Consider the following 16,183-nt stretch of genomic DNA (forward strand, 5'->3'; position numbering starts at 1 on the left):
CCAGAACTCATCGGACGGCCCGGCCTGTCCACCGAGGGGGCCCATGAGCAAGCGACGCCCGAGCCAGCGCAGTCAAAACGCGATGAAGCAACGAGCCGGGGCCGCCCTGCCCTCGGGTGCCGCCGCCGGAACCAACGACGTCCTGCTCACGGTGCCGGGCGTGACGCGAGACGCACCGCGCGCCCCCGCGTGGGTCACCTATCTCGAGAAGCGGCTCGCGACGGTCATCGCGCTGCTGGCGGCGGGCCTCGCGCTGACCAACCTGCCGCAGGTCCACAACATCGTGCTCCAGTTGCCGGGCATGGCGTCACTGCGGGCGGGCGGCTCCGCGCTGATGGCCGTGACGTTCTGGGCGTATGTCGTGCTGCTCGGCGCCTTCTTCTTCCTGAGCGCGATGTGGGTCTTCGTTCCGCGCGAGGGCTTTCCCCGGTGGATGGAGCACCGGAACCTCGTCAGCCGGGCGACGCTCGCGCTGTGTCGGAGGCTGGTGGCGTGGGCCCGCTTCCCCCTGGCGTTCCCCGCCCCGGAGCGCCGGACGCCGCGAGCCCTGCTGTACGGCGGCTTTGTCGTGGCGGGCCTCGCGCTGGGACTCGTGGGCTTTCTAGGGCTGCTGCCGGCGCCGTGGAAGGCGCGTGACTCGGGGCCGGGCCTCGTGGCCGCGCTCACGGTGGCGGTGGGCCTGCTCGGGCTGCTCGGCCCGAGGATCCTCGCTTGGAGGCCCTCGCTTCGCGTCCTGGCGGAGGTCGTCACGCGGGGACTGGTGATGTCGCTGGGCTCGTACTTCCTGGCGGAGCTGCTCTGGGGCTTCTTCATCCCGACGATTCCCGAGGCCAGCTTCCGGCTCTACACCATCTGGGCCATCTACCATCTGCTCTTCGTGATTCTGTGCGCGGCGCGCGCGCTCGACCTGGTGGAGAACGTGGTCCAACGCGCCGTGCTCGCCCTCGCGCTGTTGGGCTCCGGAGTCGTCGTCGTGGGGCTGCTGGACCGGCAGGAATCCCTCCAGCCCCTGCCCCTGGCCGAAGGCAAGTCCATGAGTGAGGACGCCCTCTTCACCCGGTGGGTCGACACGGCGAATCGAAGACTCGACTTGATGTGCGACGGCCCCGTCGTCTTCGTCTCCGCCGCGGGAGGCGGCTCGCGAGCGGCCATCTTCGCCATGCTCACGCTGGAGAGCCTGAGCCGGATGCAGGTGAAGGCCCCCGACGCCACCACGGAGCGCTGCCGCGCGCAGTCCCTGGCCGACCATGTCCTCTTCATCAGCAGCGTCTCCGGTGGCAGCGTCGCCAGCGCGCACTTCTCCCACCGACTGGCCGCGGGCACCCTGGGGGCGACCGTTCCCGCGGACGTTCCGCTCAAGCACGCGCCTCGCGAGGAGCTCGCCTCCCACCTGATGAACGGGGCGTGTGGCCTGAAGGCGGAGCGCCTGTGGCCGCTGAGCAGCGACACCCTGGATGACATGTTCGTGGACTTCAACGCGCCCCTGCTGCGCGGCGTGGTGATGCCGGGGGTGAGCCGTGGCGGAGGGCTCGCGTCCTTCTGGTCGGACTACCTGGGCTGGCCCGCGAGCCTCCCCGACGACGGAAGTGTCCCCCTGCTCTTCATCAACACGGCCAGCGCTCGGACCGGAGGCCGCATCGTCACGGGCAAGCCGCCCCTGCCCGGCCGGCTGGTGAGTGACGGCACCCAGCCGGAGGCCCAGGCGCGATCCACGAGCGAGTTGACGACGACGGGAGACATCGCGCTCGCCGACGCGGTCCGCGCCTCCGCGAACTTCCCCTTCGTCGTCGACCTTCCGGAGGTCGTTGACGCCCAGGAGCACCGCGAGCCGCTCATCGACGGCGGCGTCTTCGACAACACCGGGCTGGACACCTTCGTCCTGCTGCTGCGGGGGCTCACCGACCCGGAGCGCTGGAAGACGAACCCCGCCGCGCGGGCCGCCATCGACCAGCTCTTCACGCAGCTCACGGACCGCGGCGTCCTCTTCGTGGAGATCGACTCGGGCGCGAAGCCGCCGTCGCTGGACGAGCGCGAGGCCTCCGTGGATGCCATCGGCACCCCACTGTCCGCCCTCTCGCGCGCCAGCCATGCCTTCGCGCGCGACATGGCCGACTACCAGAAGGCGGAGATAGGTCGCCTCCTCGCGAGCAAGCAGGTCCCCATGATGCAGACCCGCTACAACTACGGGGACGTGCGGCTGTCGGAGGACGCGAGCAAGGCACAGCGCGAGTGCGTGGAGGAGAACCAGGACGAGGTGATGACGGCCTGGGCCCTGGGGCCCAAGGACAAGGGGCGCCTGCTGGGCCAGTTCCTCTGGCAGGAAGAGAGCGCGAGCAACCTCATCGCCAGCCACATCAAGAACCTCCGGGGCGCGGCCCAGACGCAGCGCACCGTCGCGTTCGGGGCCATCCAGGACCCCGTCGCCATCCACGCCCATCCGTTGATGGAGAAGCTGAAGGACCCGCTCGCGAGGAAGCTCGCCGCGGAGATCACCCGACAGCTCGTCGAGGACCAGGTCTCCCTGCAGCGACAAGGCACCGCTCGCCTCTACAATCCCGACGCCCCGGCCGTGCAGGTCTTCTCCCAGGTCGACGCGAGCACACCGGACCTCGCCACCAGCCTGGGGGATGGCCGCAAGGACGCGTGGGTCTACCTGGGCCAGTACCTGCCCGGATCCAACACGTGGCGCACCTGCTTCTACTGCAAGCCCTCCCAGACGGAGTGGTCCTTGTCGCCGCAGCAGTTCGTGGGCAGCACGCTGGAGAGCACCGTCCCCTCGCTCCTGAGGGACGAGCCCGCGACGGGAGAGCCGGCGGCGTACGGCAAGCCCCTGGGCGCCCTCGGCGTCGGGCAGCACGTCACCGTCAAGGAGGTCCAGGACTGGGGCAACCTGGGCTTCATCTGGGCGAAGGTGAGCATCAACCCCAAGGACTCCGCGCGGCTCAAGCGCTGAAGGGACACTTCAGGCTGGGACGCCGCCCGGGGGCACGCGCCGCGAGGACTCCGTGTCTCGCTGTCGCTTCACCCAGAACTTGTAGGGCGTCAGCGCGAGCAGGCGGATGACGATGTAGGCCCCCACCACGCCCGCGACCTCCAGGGCCCGGTAGTTCGGATAGCTCTGGATGATGATGGTCATCGCCAGCACCGGGTGCGCGAAGGCCGTGGCCAGGGCCACCGCCTTGCGGTCCTCCAGCCGGGGTCCCCCGGCCCAGTGTCCGAGCACGATGGAGATGGAGACGAGCACCACCAGCGCGAGGATGGCGAGCCACGCGATGTGGATGAGCCGGGGTCCGACGATGAAGAGCAGGACCACGGCCACGCAGAGCAACAGCACGCTGAACACCCGGCTGCACCACGGAGCCAGGGCCTTGGCCACGTTCGGAGCGTAGTACCGCACGGCGATGCCCACCGCGAGCGGCGGGAGGATCTTCACCGCCAGCAGGCGGAACACCAGCTCCGGGTTCGCCTTGAACTCGACGCCGAGCAGGCGGTCCACGCCCAGGACCCACGCGGGCACCGAGATGAGCGCGAACACGCTGAGCAGGAGCAGCAGGTTGATGGACGTAGAGGGATTCGCGCCCAGGGCCTTCGCCTGATTCACCTGCAGCGGCGCGCCTGGACAGACCGCCATCAACAGGATGGCGCTGGCCACCACCGTCGGAAGTCGGAAGACCTCCACCACCGCCAGGGCGACAAGGGGCACGACCAGCAGCACCACCAGCAGGGAGCGCACGTAGAGCGCGGGGCGCTCCAGGACGTGTCGAATCTCTCCGGGACGGCGCGCCAGTCCCTCGGTGAACATGAAGAGGGTCACGATGTTGCCCAGCACGAATGCGACCACGGACCTGAGCATGCTCGCCTCCTCTGCGGGCGGCGCGTGACTGGGCCCCCGCACAGGTATCTCCACCCCTGCCCCGTCGAGGGAGTCCCGGGCACCCGGGCACCCGGGCGCCTGCCCCGGCCCGCGACCGCTCAGCTCACGCTCTGACGGAGCTGGTGCACCACCGCGAGGAACTGGCGATCGAAAATCAGCAGGATGATGAGCGGCGCCGTCGCCGCCACGGCCACCGAGAGGAGCGAGCGCTGGTCCCACGGGAACAGCTTCATCCTCCGGGCGACCATGAAGGACGTGCCCAGGTCCGCCAGGGAGGAGAAGTCCGGTGAGCCCAGAGGGTCTGCGTCCGGCGCCCGACGGAACCACTTATCCTCGAACCGTCGCGAGTGGTGCGCGGCGACCGCCGAGAACCACGGGTCTCCCTGCCGCTTGGCGTGCACCAGTTGCCAGGAGAAGAACCCCAGGGGCGCGAACACTGCGATGCACGCGAGGACGGCGTAGAGGACCTGCGGCATGATGTATTCCAGCGGAGTCTGGGTGATGGCCGAGGCATTCGTCCGGAACGAATACGCCGCGACAGGGACCGCCACCGCGAAGACCACCGGCGCGAAGCTGCCCTGGCAGATGGAGAGGAACCCCAGCCCGCCCGACTGGTCCGGGTGGGTGGGAACCAGCCGGAGCGGGAGCCGTGAGACCCTCAAGAGGAAGACGCCCCATACGATGGCGCGCCACGCCCACCGGAACGCGAGAAAGCGCACCAGGGGCTGGCTCACGCACTGGTACCACCCTCCCGGGAGGGAAAGCCTGGGCGTGGGGTCCGACACGAAGAACCACTCCCGCGCCGGGTCCGGCGGGGACACGATCGCGAGCGCGATGACGATGCCCAGCAGCATCAGCTCGATGCTGCGAGCGTCGCGCCAGCGTGTCAGGCTCCGGGCACAGGCCTCGAACGACTCACGGCTCCGGTCCTCCACCAGGTTGGCGCGGAGGAACTGACGCGCCGCCACACAGACGCGGCCATCGATGTATGGCTCGGCCGCGACGATGACGGGCAGCGACAGCAGGAGCTCCGCATGCACCTGGAGCTCGGAGAACAGCAGGCGGGTGCTCTCCGGCCCCTGGAGCAGCGCGAGCAGCATCAGGGGCACCCACGTCACCAACGTGACGGAGACCGCGGCCCAAACGGCGTTGAACCCCGGCGGCCTGATGATGCGCAGGCCGCGCTCCAGTTCGAAGAACGGCCCACCCCTCACCAGGGAGAAGTCGGGAAGTGTGTGGGAGTCGGCCATGATGAATGGGGCCGGAGGCTCAATCCCCGGTCCTCAGTACTCCTCGAACATCCGCTGCACCTTGGTCGGGTCCTTCGTCTCCAGCAGGGCCAGCTGCAGCAGCACGCGCGACTTCGCCGGGTTCAGCTCTCCGGAGGCCACGAAGCCCTTCTGGTCGTCGTTGATTTCATTGTTGCGGAGGACGAGTCCGCTGGGCAGCCGCGTGCTGCGCACCACCACCAGGCCCCTCTTCACGTGCTTGGCCAGCGTGTCGAGCGCCGGCTGGGTCATGTTCCCATCCCCCACGCCCGCGATGACCAGCCCCTTGGCTCCATTCTTCACGGCGGAGTCGATGAGGTCCGGGCTCATGTTGGCGTGGGCGTAGAGGATGTCGACGCGGGGGAGCGTGTCCTTGCCGGTGACGGAGAACTCGGAGTCGACGGTGTGCTTCTTGTCCATCCTCTCGAACCAGTGGACGTCACCGGTGTTGACGACCCCCGCGGGGCCCCGGTTCGGGCTGCGGAAGGTCTCCACGTTGGTGGTGTTCGTCTTGGTGACGTTGCGAGCGGTGTGGATTTCGTCGTTGATGACAATCAGCACCCCGCGCCCCTTCGCCTCCGGGGACGCGGCCACCGCCACCGCGTTGTAGAGGTTGCCCGGCCCGTCCGCGCTGATGGCCGTGGCCGGACGCATGGAGCCCACGAGCACCACGGGCTTGTCGCTCTTGACGACCAGGTCCAGGAAGTACGCCGTCTCCTCCAGCGTGTCGGTGCCGTGCGTGACGACGACGGCGTCCACGTCCGGCGAAGCGAGCAGCTCGTTGGTGCGCTTCGCGAGCTTCAGCCACACCGAGTCGTTCATGTCCTGGCTGCCGATGTTCGCCACCTGCTCACCCGTCAGCTTCGCCACCTTGTCCAGGTTGGGGACGGCCTTGATGAGGTCCTCGACCTTGAAGGCTCCGGACTTGTAGCCATACCCCTGCGGATTGGCCTGCGCCCCGGCGATGGTGCCGCCGGTGGCGAGGATGCGCACGGACGCCAGTTCCTTGGGGGCCTTCCCTGGCGTCGCCTGGGCACCGCTCGAGCCCGACGTGCCCTGCGACTCGCTGGAGTTCGTCGGCGGCCGCCCCTCCTGCGCGGCGATTCCCGCGCCTGTCAGCAGCAAGCCCAGCGCGGCCAGCAGCCCTCGCACCGTGTTCTTGGAACCGTTCATGGTGGACCTCGATTGGGGGTTGGCGTCACGGAAGCTCAGGAGTCCAGGCGGGTGCCCTTCCACTCCTGGATGGCGCGGATGACGATGTCCTTGAGGCTCTGGCCAATGCGCGGATAGTCGTCGTCATCCAGGTTCGCGAGCGACACGCGCGCCGACCACTCCGGCCCCTCGAAGCCGCTGCCGTTGAGCAGCACCACGCCGTGCTGGCGCGCCAGGGCGAGCACGATGTCGAGCGGATCGTGCCGCGACTCCGCGTACTCGACGAAGGCCTGCCCCACGTGCTTGCGCGCCCACACGTCCAGGTCGAGCGTCTGGTAGTACGACGTGCGCAGCGGATCGTCGGGCAGGTCGATGTCCAGCCCCTGATACAGCGCCGCGAGCCTGTCCCGGCAGATCTTCCGACAGCGCTTCTTGTACGTGTCGTCCTTGTCCAGCAAGGCGAACAGCGAGAAGAGCGACATCTGGAGCTGCTGCGGCAGGGACAGTCCCGCGGTGTGGTTCAGCGCGACGGCACGACTGTCGGCCACCATCCGGTCGATGAACTTCAGGCGCTCCGGTTCCAGCAAGATGGAGCCATACCGCTCGTTGAGCATCTCCCGCTGGGCCTCGGGCAGCCGGGCGATCATCGCGTCGACGATGTTGTCCTCGTGGAGCGCGACGACACCCAGGCGCCACCCCGTGCAGCCGAAGTGCTTGGAGTAGGAGTAGACCAGGAGCGTGTTGTGCGGCAGCTCCGCCGCCAGGGAGCGGAAGCCCTCGACGAAGGTGCCGTACACGTCGTCGGTGAGGATCAGCAGGTCGGGCCGCTTCTTCCGGACCAGGTCCACGAGCAGGTCCATCGACTCACGCCGCATGGCCGTCGCACCGGGGTTGCCCGGATGCACGACGAAGAACGCCTTGATGCGCGGATCCTCCAGCTTGCGCAGCTCCGAATCCGGGTACTGCCACGCGTGGCGGCCTTCCTCCGTCATCGCGCTCTGGCGGATGTCCACCGTGCGCAGGCCGAACTCCTCCAGGCGCGGAATCTCCAGGTAGGGCGTGAAGATGGGCGTGCCCAGGGCAATGGTGTCGCCCTTCTGGAGCAGGCCGTTCACCATCAGCGACCGGAAGATGTACGTCATGGCCGCGGTGCCACCCTCGACGGCGAACAGGTCGAACCGCCCCGGCGGCGGACGGCTGTCACACATCTCCTTGGCCAGGTAGGCCCGCACGATGCGCTCGCAGTGGACGAGCATCCGGTCCGGCACCGGATAGTTGTCGCCGATGGCCGCGTCGGTCAGCTCCCAGACGAACTTGTCCGCATCGAAGCCCAGCGTGGAGACGCCGTAGTCGAGCGCGTCGCGCAAGAGACGGATGCCCGCGCTGTCCTCGCTCTCGTCGAGGAACTTGCGCAGCCGCGCGGCGATGCCCGGGGACTTCGGCATGCCGGCGAGCCCCACGTCCGGCTCGTTCCACGTGCGGCGGGACTCGCGCAGCGCGAACTGTCCCATCAGGAAGAACGCCTCGCGGGGCGTGGTGGCAATCCAGTTGGGGTTGCCGCGGCCCGCGTTGAGCATCACCGCCGCTCGCGTCTTCGCGGATTCATCCGCCAGCTCGATAAGCGTGTCCTTCAGCTCGAACGGACTGAGCTTGCGGAGCTCTTGCGTGTCGGGGGCATCCGCGTCCCGTGGGGCGCCCGTCTGCGTCTCGGTCGTCGTCTCCGTGCTCATATCCGTCTCGCTCCTGCGACGCCCCACCGGCTTGGGTGCTGTCGGTTCGGGTCGAACCACGTTGGCGAGAGGACTTTGTCCACGCGTGTACAGGCCGCCAATCCACGCGAGGACTCGCGCCGGGCGCTCGCAGGTCCGGGTGCTCGACCGCGGCGGCACGTCGCGAGCCCCGCCCTGGAGGGCCGGCTTGTCGTCCGGAACGGCGCCACCCAGCTTGCCCCATGGGGACCGGACACGTTCCCTCCTGGCGGGGTTCCAAGGAGCGAGGCGACGAATGAGCGGCACGGAGGTCGTTGGTGATGCCACGCCCCTGGAGGCGCGCGTCTCGCGCGCCGGCAACGAGGTCGTCACGGATGCGGCGCCCGGAGACGCACCGTTCCCGGGCATGGCGTGGATCCCCGGTGGCACGTACTGGATGGGCTCGGACCACCACTATCCGGAGGAGCGGCCCGCGCATCAGGTGACGGTGAGCGGCTTCTGGATGGACCGCCACACGGTGACGAACGCCGACTTCGCGCGCTTCGTGGAGGCAACGGGTTACCTCACCGTGGCCGAGCGTCCGCTGAATCCGGACGACTTCCCGGGCGCGGCCCCGGAGCTGCTCGTGCCCGGCTCGCTCGTGTTTCGCAAGGCGGCCCAACGCGTGGACCTGAAGGACCTGTCCCAGTGGTGGGCCTATACCCCCGGCGCCTGCTGGAAGCAGCCGGAGGGACACGGCAGCACCTGGAAGGGCCTCGAGTCGCATCCCGTGCTCCACGTCGCCTACGAGGACGCGGAGGCCTATGCCGCCTGGGTCGGAAAGGCCCTGCCCAGCGAAGCGGAGTGGGAGCGCGCGGCCCGCGCGGGCCTGGACCGCAAGGTCTACGTCTGGGGCGACGAGTTCTCCCCTGGAGGCCAGCACATGGCCAACATCTGGCAGGGAGAGTTCCCCTGGCAAAACCTGAACACCGATGGTTTCGAGGGGACCTCGCCAGTGGGGACCTTCCCACCCAACGGGTACGGCCTGTTCGACATGGCGGGCAACGTCTGGGAGTGGACCACGGACTGGTTCCAGGAGCGGCACCAGGGCAACGGGGGCAAGGCGTGCTGCATCCCCGTCAATCCACGGGGCCCTCCGTCGAGCGGCAAGAGCCTGGACCCCTGCACGCCACAGGTGAAGATTCCGCGCCGCGTCCTCAAGGGCGGAAGCCACCTGTGCGCGTCCAACTACTGCTTGCGCTACCGACCCGCCGCACGTTCTCCGCAAGCCGTGGACAGTGGAACCACACACATCGGATTCCGATGTCTCGTCCGTGTTCCAGAAAAGTGACGCATCCTCGGAAACCACGAGCCGTTGGATGGAACCGCGGCAAACACGCCAGTTTCCGCCGGTTTGGGCACCCCCTGGTCGCGAACATGAAAGCCCTGCTAGTTTGCGCTCCCACTACAGACCTGTGTTATCAGCAGGCCCTGTTTCGCTCGCCAACTGCTGAAACAGTGAATCAGCCCAGGGGTATTACGAGTGAAGAGCGACGCGACACGGACACTGTTGGTGACTCGGTCCGACCTGCGCTGCATCGTGGAGGAGCTGGGCGCGGACGCGCTGATGGACGAGCTCATCCGTGCACTGACCGAAGCGCTGCGCACGTTTGACGGCGAGCTCACGGAAGTGCGCAAGCGTGACGGTTTCCTGTTGGATCACCCGCGTCAGCCAGGCTGCCTGGAGTGGATGCCGGTGATGCAGCGGGGCAGCGCGGTGACGGTGAAGATGGTGAGCTACAGCCCGTTCAACCCCGAGGCTCACGGGCTGCCGACCATCATCGCGACCAACAGCCTCTACGACGTGCACACCGGCCATCTGATTGCATTGATGGACGGCGTCTTCGCCACGGCGCTGCGCACGGGCGCGGCCTCCGCGGTGGCCACGCGCGCGCTGGCCTCGCCGGACAGCCGCGTCATCGGCCTGGTTGGCTGCGGGGCCCAGGCTGTCACGCAGCTGCACGCCATCCGGCGCGTGTTCCCCATCAACGAGGTGCTGGCCTTCGACACGAATCCGGAGGCGCAGCAGTCACTCGCGCGCCGCACGGCGTTCCTGGGGCTGGACGTGAAGGTCGTGACGCTGGCGGAGCTGGAGGAGCGCTCGGACATCATCTGCACCGCGACCTCCGTCGCCGTGGGAGGCGGGCCGGTCATCTCCGGCAAGGCGCTCAAGCCGCACGTCCACATCAACGCCGTGGGCTCGGACCTGCCCGGCAAGACGGAGCTGCCGAAGGAGCTGCTCGAGCGCAGCCTGGTGTGCCCGGACTTCCTCGTGCAGTGCCTGGTGGAGGGCGAGTGCCAGCAGATTCGCCCCGAGCAGGTGGGCCCGGACCTCACCACCCTGGTGAAGAACCCGGACGTGTACGAGTCGTGGCGGCAGCGCTCCACCGTGTTCGACTCCACGGGCTACGCGCTGGAGGACCAGGTCGTCACCGCGCTGATGCTGCGGCACGCGGAGCGGCTGGGGCTGGGCACGTCCGTGGGCCTGGAGACGGTCGGCGGCGACGCGTTGGACCCCTACGCCCTGCTGCGCGAGCCGGACGCCGCGCCGGTGCGCGACCTCCGCCGCGCCACGGGGAGCTGAGCTTCAGACCTCCAGGACGATCTTCCCGAAGCTCGCGTTGGACTCCATGTGGCGGTGAGCCTCCGCCACGCGCGCCAGCGGGAAGGTGGAGTCGATGATGGGGCGGACCCTGCCGGCGACCAACTCCGGCAGCCACCGCGCCTGGAAGCGCCGCGTGACGGCCGCCTTGGCCTCGAGCGGCAACGGGCGCAGGGCCATGCCCTTGATTTGAAGCCGGCGCAGCACCACCTGCTTCAGGTCCACGTCTCCGCGCATCCCATCCATCAGCCCCACCAGCAGCAGGCATCCGCCCAGGCGCAGCGAAGCGAGGTTGCGCTCCAGCGCCGCGCCGCCAACGAAGTCCTCCACCAGGTCCACGCCGCGCCCGTCCGTCCACCGCGCGAGCACCGGCGCGAAGTCCTCCTGGGTGCGCACCACGCCCGCGTCGGCGCCGAGTTCGAGACACCGGCGCTTCTTCTCCTCGCTGCCCACGGTGACGAATACGCGTGCGCCCACCGCGCGCGCCACCTGGATGCAAGCGGTGCCAATCCCGCTGCCCCCCGCGTGGACGAGCACGGACTGGCCCGGGCCCAGACCGCCCAGCTCCAGCAGGGACTCATGCGCGGTGCAGTACGCCTCTGGCGTGGCCGCGGCTTCGACGAAGGACCAGCCCTCCGGCATGAGGACCGCCATGCCCTCTTCCATCAGGCACGCCTCCGCATAGCCGCCGCCGTCCACCAGCCCGAAGACCCGCTGGCCGGGCGCGAAGGAACGAACTGCCACTCCCACGGCCTCCACGACACCGGAGACCTCCACCCCGAGCAACGGACTGGTGACATCCGGAGGCAGCGCGTAGCCCCCAGCGCGCTGCGTGGTGTCCGTCCGGTTGAGGGCGGAGGCGCGCACCCTGACGAGGAGCTGGTGAGGGCCCGGAACCGGGCGAGGAAGTTCCGCCAGATGAAGCTGCTCCGGACCGCCTGGACGCCGCACCACCACCGCCGTCATCACTTCAGTAGTTCGCATCCACGTCCACGCCATGGCGCCGCAAGGGCACGAGGAAGGAGCGCTCGAAGGTCATCACGACGGTGCCGTCCGCCTTGAGGCCCTTCGTCTCCACGGTGACGACTCCCTGTTTCGCGCGAGAGCGGGACCTTCGCTTCGCCAGCACCCGGCTCTCCGCGTAGAGGGTGTCCCCCACGAAGACGGGGGCCGTCAACCGGATGCGATCCCACCCGAGGTTCGCCACGCCCTTGGCACTGGTGCTGTTGAGACTCATCCCCCCGACGATGGCCAGGGTGACGAGGCTGGAGATGAGCGGCTGCTTCCACTCCGTCTTGCTGGCGTAGACGGCGTCGATGTGGAGCGGGTGCGTGTTCAGGCTCAGCAGGGACTGCCACATGTTGTCCACGTCGGTGATGGTTCGACCCGGACGGTGCTCGAAGACATCCCCCACCTCGAAGTCCTCGTAGAAGAGGCCGTGGGTCTCCCGGTAGCGCTGCTTGCCCACCTTCTTGTGGGCAGCCACCAATTTCTTCATGAGTCTCCACTCCTGGAACCCGCCCGGAGTTGGACGGGTGCCAGAGCCTCCTCGAGCTGGACGCTGGCCAGCACGCGCCGAGCCACCGTCACCAGCGGAGGACCAATCATGCTCCCTCCGACGACGTGGATGCCGCCTTTTCCATCCCCCGCCTGCGCCAGCACGCGACGCGCGTGGGCCACCATCTGCGCGGTGGGCCGCAGCGCCGCGTGGACGACGCCCACCTGGTCCGGGTGGATGACGATCTTCCCGGTGAAGCCCAGCGCGCAGACCCGGCGCGTCTCGTCCTCCAGCTCCGCCAGGTCCTCCAGGTCGAAGAACGGCGAGTCGATGGCATTCACCCCGGCGATGGCCGCCGCCATGGCGATGCGTGAGCGCGCGTAGAGCAGCGGCTCCCAGGCCAGGGGCACCCCCAGCTGCGCGGACAGGTCCGCGGCGCCGAAGATGAGGCCCCGCAACCGGGGGGTGGCCATGGCGATGGCGTCCACCGCTTCCACGCCGCGCGCCGTTTCGATGATGGCCAGCAGCGCCAGCTCCGGGAAGCGATCCCCCAGCAGCGCCTCCACCTGGTGGAGCTCCGACGGGGACTCCACCTTCGGCAGCAGCAAGGCGTCCAGCCGGGCGTTGGAGTCCAGGAGGGCGAGCACGTCGCGAAGACCCGCCTCGGTGCGAAGGCTGTTGATGCGCAGGCACAGGGGGCCGCGGGGCCTCGACGAGGACAGATAGGAGATGGCCAGTCGACGCGCCTCGGACTTGAGGGTCTCCGGGACACCGTCCTCCAGGTCCAGCAATCCCAGGTCCGCCCCCACCTCCACCGCTTTGTCGAAGCGAATGGGGTCGATGGCGGGCGTCACCAGGAAGGACCTGCACTGCAATGGCATGGTCATGATGCGCTTGGCTCCATCGCTCAGGACTCAGGCGAGGACAGCTCCACCACGGCATCGCAGAGCCGCTGGAGGTCCTCGGGGGAGATGTTGGAGCGCAGCATGATGCGCAGCCCCGCCCGTCCCTTCGGGACGATGGGGAAGAACACCGCGGACGCGTAGAACCCCCGCTCCATCAACTTCCGCGAGCGCTCCACCGCGGCCGTCTCGGGTCCCACGTCGATGATCTTGATGGGGAAGTCCTCGCCGGCGGTTCGCGTGGGAACGCGCTCGTCGAAGTAGCGCACGTTGGCGCGCAGGGTCTGCTGACGCGCGGCCAGCTCCGGCCCGCCATGGATGCGCGCGGAGGCCAGGCTCGCGCCGATGGCTGGAATCGCCAGGCTCTGCGACCAGCCGAGCGGTCCCGCGAAGCGGCCCACGAGGTCCGCGTGCTGCCCCGGGCCGAGCATGATGGCGCCACCCGCGGTGCCAAAGCCCTTGCCCAGCGAGCCGATGATGATGGTGCGCGGGTTGACCTCCCCGCCCATCATCGCGCGCACGTAGCCCTCTCCCGCGCCGCCGTAGATGGAAAGCGAGTGGGAGTCATCGAAGTAGAGGAACAGCCCGTACTTGTCCTGGAGGGCGAACAGGTCCTTCACGATGGCCACGCCGCCCATCGAGTAGAACCCGTCCGCGACGTAGGCGACGCGCGCGTGCTTGCGGCAGAGGTCCTCGAGGAAGTCCAGGTCGTTGTGTGGCGCGGTGATGACATGCGTCTCATCGGCGCAGATGGGCTTGATGAGGTTCATCGAGAAGTGCGCGGACTTGTCGAAGACGAGGATGGGCTTCTGGCCATCCGGCAGCAGGTGCCCGGAGGCGATGAGGGGCAACAGGCCCGCGCTCGCGGAGCTGGCGGAGTTGGTGACGACCGTCTTGGCGCGCCAGAGCGCGGTCAGCTCCTCCTCCAGCGCATCCAGGTCCGCCAGCCGCACGCGCAGGCGGGAGATGGACATGGTCATCGTCCGCTCTCGCTGGAGGACTTCGATGGCGCCCTGGAGCACGTCCGGGTGCGAGTCGAGTCCCAGGTAGGAGCACGAGCAGGTGTTGAAGAACTCACGTCCATCCGGCAGCGACAGCGAGCCGTGCCCGGTGTTGTGCACGGACAAGTCCAACAACCCCGCCTCCTTGGCGGCGGTGAAGGAGGGATTGCCGTGGCCAATCATCGACTCCGTGTTGCGATAGCGATTCTTGAGTTCCATGACGGCTCACTCCTGCACTTCGAATCCGGGGACGACCGCATCGATTCCTACCGCCAGGTCCGGCGACGCCAGCACGCGCTCGAGGAGCACGACGAAGGCGTCGCGGAGACGTCGCGGAGTGTCCGGCTCGAAGAGGTCGGTGTTGAACTCCAGCAGGCCGGAGAAGCCATCCCCCCGCTCCTGCAAGGACAAGGTCAGCTCATAGATGGACGCGCCCCGGTCCGCGGGCATGGGGACCAGGGTCAGCTCCGGGAGCACCAGCGCTTCCATGGGCGTGTTCTGGAGGACGAACATCACCTGGAAGAGCGGCGCTCGATCCGGCTGTCGCTGGGGGACGAGGGCATCCACCACCTGGTCGACCGGCACCTCCTGGTGCGCGTAGGCGCCCAACGTGACATCGCGAACCCGTGACAGGAGCTGTCGGAAGCTCGGGTTACCCCGCAGGTCCACGTGCAGCGCCACGGTGTTGACGAAGAGGCCGATGAGCGACTCCAGCTCCGGGAGCGCCCGGTTGGCGATGGGCGAGCCGATGACGATTTCTTCCTGGCGCGCCCGGTGGCAGAGCAAGGTGCCGAAGAGCGACAGCAGCGCCATGAACGGCGTCACCCGCTCCTTCTGGCAGAGCAGGTTGAGGGAGTCACTGCGCGCGCGCCCGAGCGCGACGGAGATCGACGTGCCGTTGAACGTGCGCGTGGTCGGACGGGGCTTGTCGACGGGGAGGTTCAGCAGCTTCGGGGCTTTCGCCAGCGCCCCACGCCAGTAGCCCAGCCGAGCCTCCAGCTCCGCGCCGGAGAGCCAGCGACGCTGCCAGGCCGCGTAGTCCGGGTACTGGATGTGGAGCGGCGGAAGCGAGGGCGTCTCCCCGCGCGCGAAGGCCGAGTACAGGTGCACCACCTCGCGGGTGATGATGCTCTCCGACCAGCCATCTGAGAGGATGTGGTGCTTGCTGAAGATGAACAGGTGTTCGTCGTCCGCGAGGCGAATCAGCGAGCCGCGCACGAGCGGCCCCCGGGTGAGGTCGAAGGGCCGGCGAGCATCCTCCGCGATGCGCCTGAGCAGCTCCGTCTCCGCGTCCTCCCGGCCCCGGAAGTCCTCCATCGGGAGGTCGATTCGCATCGACGCGGCGACCTTCTGCACGGGCCTGCCGTCCTCCTCGGTGAAGGTGGTGCGCAGCGACGCGTGGCGATCCACCAGCCCCTGGACCGCGGCCCGGAGCGCCTCCACCTGCAGCGCGCCCTTGAACCGGTAGGCCGCGGGCTGGTTGTAGGCCGTGGACGTGGGGTTCGCCTTGAACAACCGCCACAGTCGCTCCTGCGAATAGGACAGCGGAGGGAGTGAACCGCGAGAGGCACGAACCAGCGGAGGCAGCACACTCAAGGGCTCGCGCGGCGTGGACTCGATGCGCCGGGCCAGCGCCGCGACGGAGGGCGCCTCGAACAACGTCTTGAGGTGGACCTCCGCCTTGAGCTGATTCCGGAGGCGGAACACCAACTGGGTCGCCAGCAGGGAATGGCCGCCCATGCTGAAGAAGCTGTCGGTGACGCTGACGCGCGGCAGCTTCAACACCGCCGCGAAGGCCTCCGCCAGTTGCACCTCCAGCGCGTCTCTCGGTGCCACGAAGGGCGCCGCGCCCCGCAGACTCTCCACGTCCGGCGCTGGCAGCTTGCTTCTCGCCAGCTTCCCGCTCGGCGTCAGCGGCAGCGCCTCCAGCTTCATCAGCGCAGGCGGCACCATGTGCTCCGGAAGCTTCCGCGCCAGCGCCTCGCGCAGCACCTCCGGCTCCCACTCCACGCCCTCCCCCAGCACCACGTACCCCACCAGCCTCTTGTCCCCCGGCGCGTCCTCGTGCACCCCCGCCGCCGCGTCCCTCACTCCCGCCAATTCCCTCAGCGCCGCCTCCACCTCCCCCAACTCCACCC

At 68.7% G+C, this 16,183-nt stretch carries 12 protein-coding genes; 3 read left to right on the plus strand and 9 right to left on the minus strand.

Going from position 1 to position 16,183, the window contains the following annotated elements; all coding sequences use genetic code 11:
* Positions 1–43 precede the first annotated feature (43 nt).
* Positions 44–2,953, plus strand: a complete 2,910-nt coding sequence (locus tag HUA78_RS20655; RefSeq protein ID WP_174476974.1) for a patatin-like phospholipase family protein — start codon at positions 44–46, stop codon at positions 2,951–2,953.
* Positions 2,954–2,962: 9 nt separating this feature from the next.
* Here the strand turns inward: HUA78_RS20655 and HUA78_RS20660 are convergent, their stop codons facing one another.
* The 4 genes from HUA78_RS20660 to aspD all read right to left on the minus strand — a co-directional run bounded on the left by HUA78_RS20660 (position 2,963) and on the right by aspD (position 8,024).
* Positions 2,963–3,853, minus strand: a complete 891-nt coding sequence (locus HUA78_RS20660) for a bile acid:sodium symporter (RefSeq protein WP_174455435.1) — start codon at positions 3,851–3,853, stop codon at positions 2,963–2,965.
* Positions 3,854–3,972: 119 nt separating this feature from the next.
* Positions 3,973–5,124 carry a hypothetical protein gene (locus tag HUA78_RS20665; RefSeq protein WP_174455434.1) on the minus strand — a complete coding sequence of 384 codons (1,152 nt, stop codon included), beginning with the start codon at positions 5,122–5,124 and terminating at the stop codon, positions 3,973–3,975.
* Positions 5,125–5,157: 33 nt separating this feature from the next.
* Positions 5,158–6,315 carry a type II asparaginase gene (locus tag HUA78_RS20670; protein WP_174455433.1) on the minus strand — a complete coding sequence of 386 codons (1,158 nt, stop codon included), beginning with the start codon at positions 6,313–6,315 and terminating at the stop codon, positions 5,158–5,160.
* Between the two features lie 35 nt (positions 6,316–6,350).
* Positions 6,351–8,024, minus strand: coding sequence for an aspartate 4-decarboxylase (aspD, locus tag HUA78_RS20675; protein WP_174455432.1), 1,674 nt, complete (start codon positions 8,022–8,024; stop codon positions 6,351–6,353).
* A gap of 274 nt (positions 8,025–8,298) precedes the next feature.
* Between aspD and HUA78_RS20680 the strand changes: the two genes are divergently transcribed.
* Positions 8,299–9,333 (plus strand): formylglycine-generating enzyme family protein, encoded by a 1,035-nt coding sequence (locus HUA78_RS20680; protein ID WP_174455431.1) that lies wholly within the window; start codon positions 8,299–8,301, stop codon positions 9,331–9,333.
* Positions 9,334–9,555: 222 nt separating this feature from the next.
* Positions 9,556–10,626 carry an ornithine cyclodeaminase family protein gene (locus tag HUA78_RS20685; protein WP_371745617.1) on the plus strand — a complete coding sequence of 357 codons (1,071 nt, stop codon included), beginning with the start codon at positions 9,556–9,558 and terminating at the stop codon, positions 10,624–10,626.
* A 3-nt stretch (positions 10,627–10,629) separates the two neighbouring features.
* Here HUA78_RS20685 and HUA78_RS20690 read toward each other — a convergent pair whose 3' ends face one another.
* The 5 genes from HUA78_RS20690 to HUA78_RS20710 all read right to left on the minus strand — a co-directional run.
* Positions 10,630–11,628, minus strand: coding sequence for an NAD(P)H-quinone oxidoreductase (locus HUA78_RS20690; RefSeq protein ID WP_174455429.1), 999 nt, complete (start codon positions 11,626–11,628; stop codon positions 10,630–10,632).
* The gene (locus HUA78_RS20695; protein ID WP_141642298.1) at positions 11,615–12,142 is read right to left on the minus strand and encodes a MaoC/PaaZ C-terminal domain-containing protein; all 528 of its coding nucleotides are present in this window, start codon (positions 12,140–12,142) and stop codon (positions 11,615–11,617) included. Before HUA78_RS20695 ends, HUA78_RS20690 begins: the two co-directional genes overlap by 14 nt.
* Entirely contained in the window at positions 12,139–13,029 is an 891-nt protein-coding gene (locus HUA78_RS20700) for an aldolase/citrate lyase family protein (protein WP_174476975.1), read from the minus strand. Before HUA78_RS20700 ends, HUA78_RS20695 begins: the two co-directional genes overlap by 4 nt.
* Before the next feature lie 20 nt (positions 13,030–13,049).
* On the minus strand, positions 13,050–14,264 hold the full coding sequence (locus HUA78_RS20705; protein WP_174455427.1) for an aminotransferase class I/II-fold pyridoxal phosphate-dependent enzyme: 1,215 nt from the start codon (positions 14,262–14,264) through the stop codon (positions 13,050–13,052).
* A 6-nt stretch (positions 14,265–14,270) separates the two neighbouring features.
* Positions 14,271–16,183, minus strand: a 1,913-nt coding sequence (locus HUA78_RS20710) for a condensation domain-containing protein (RefSeq protein WP_254623805.1), incomplete at its 5' end; no start/stop codon positions are given.

Source organism: Myxococcus sp. CA033 (genome assembly GCF_013336625.1).
GTDB classification, from domain to species: Bacteria; Myxococcota; Myxococcia; order Myxococcales; family Myxococcaceae; genus Myxococcus; species Myxococcus llanfairpwllgwyngyllgogerychwyrndrobwllllantysiliogogogochensis.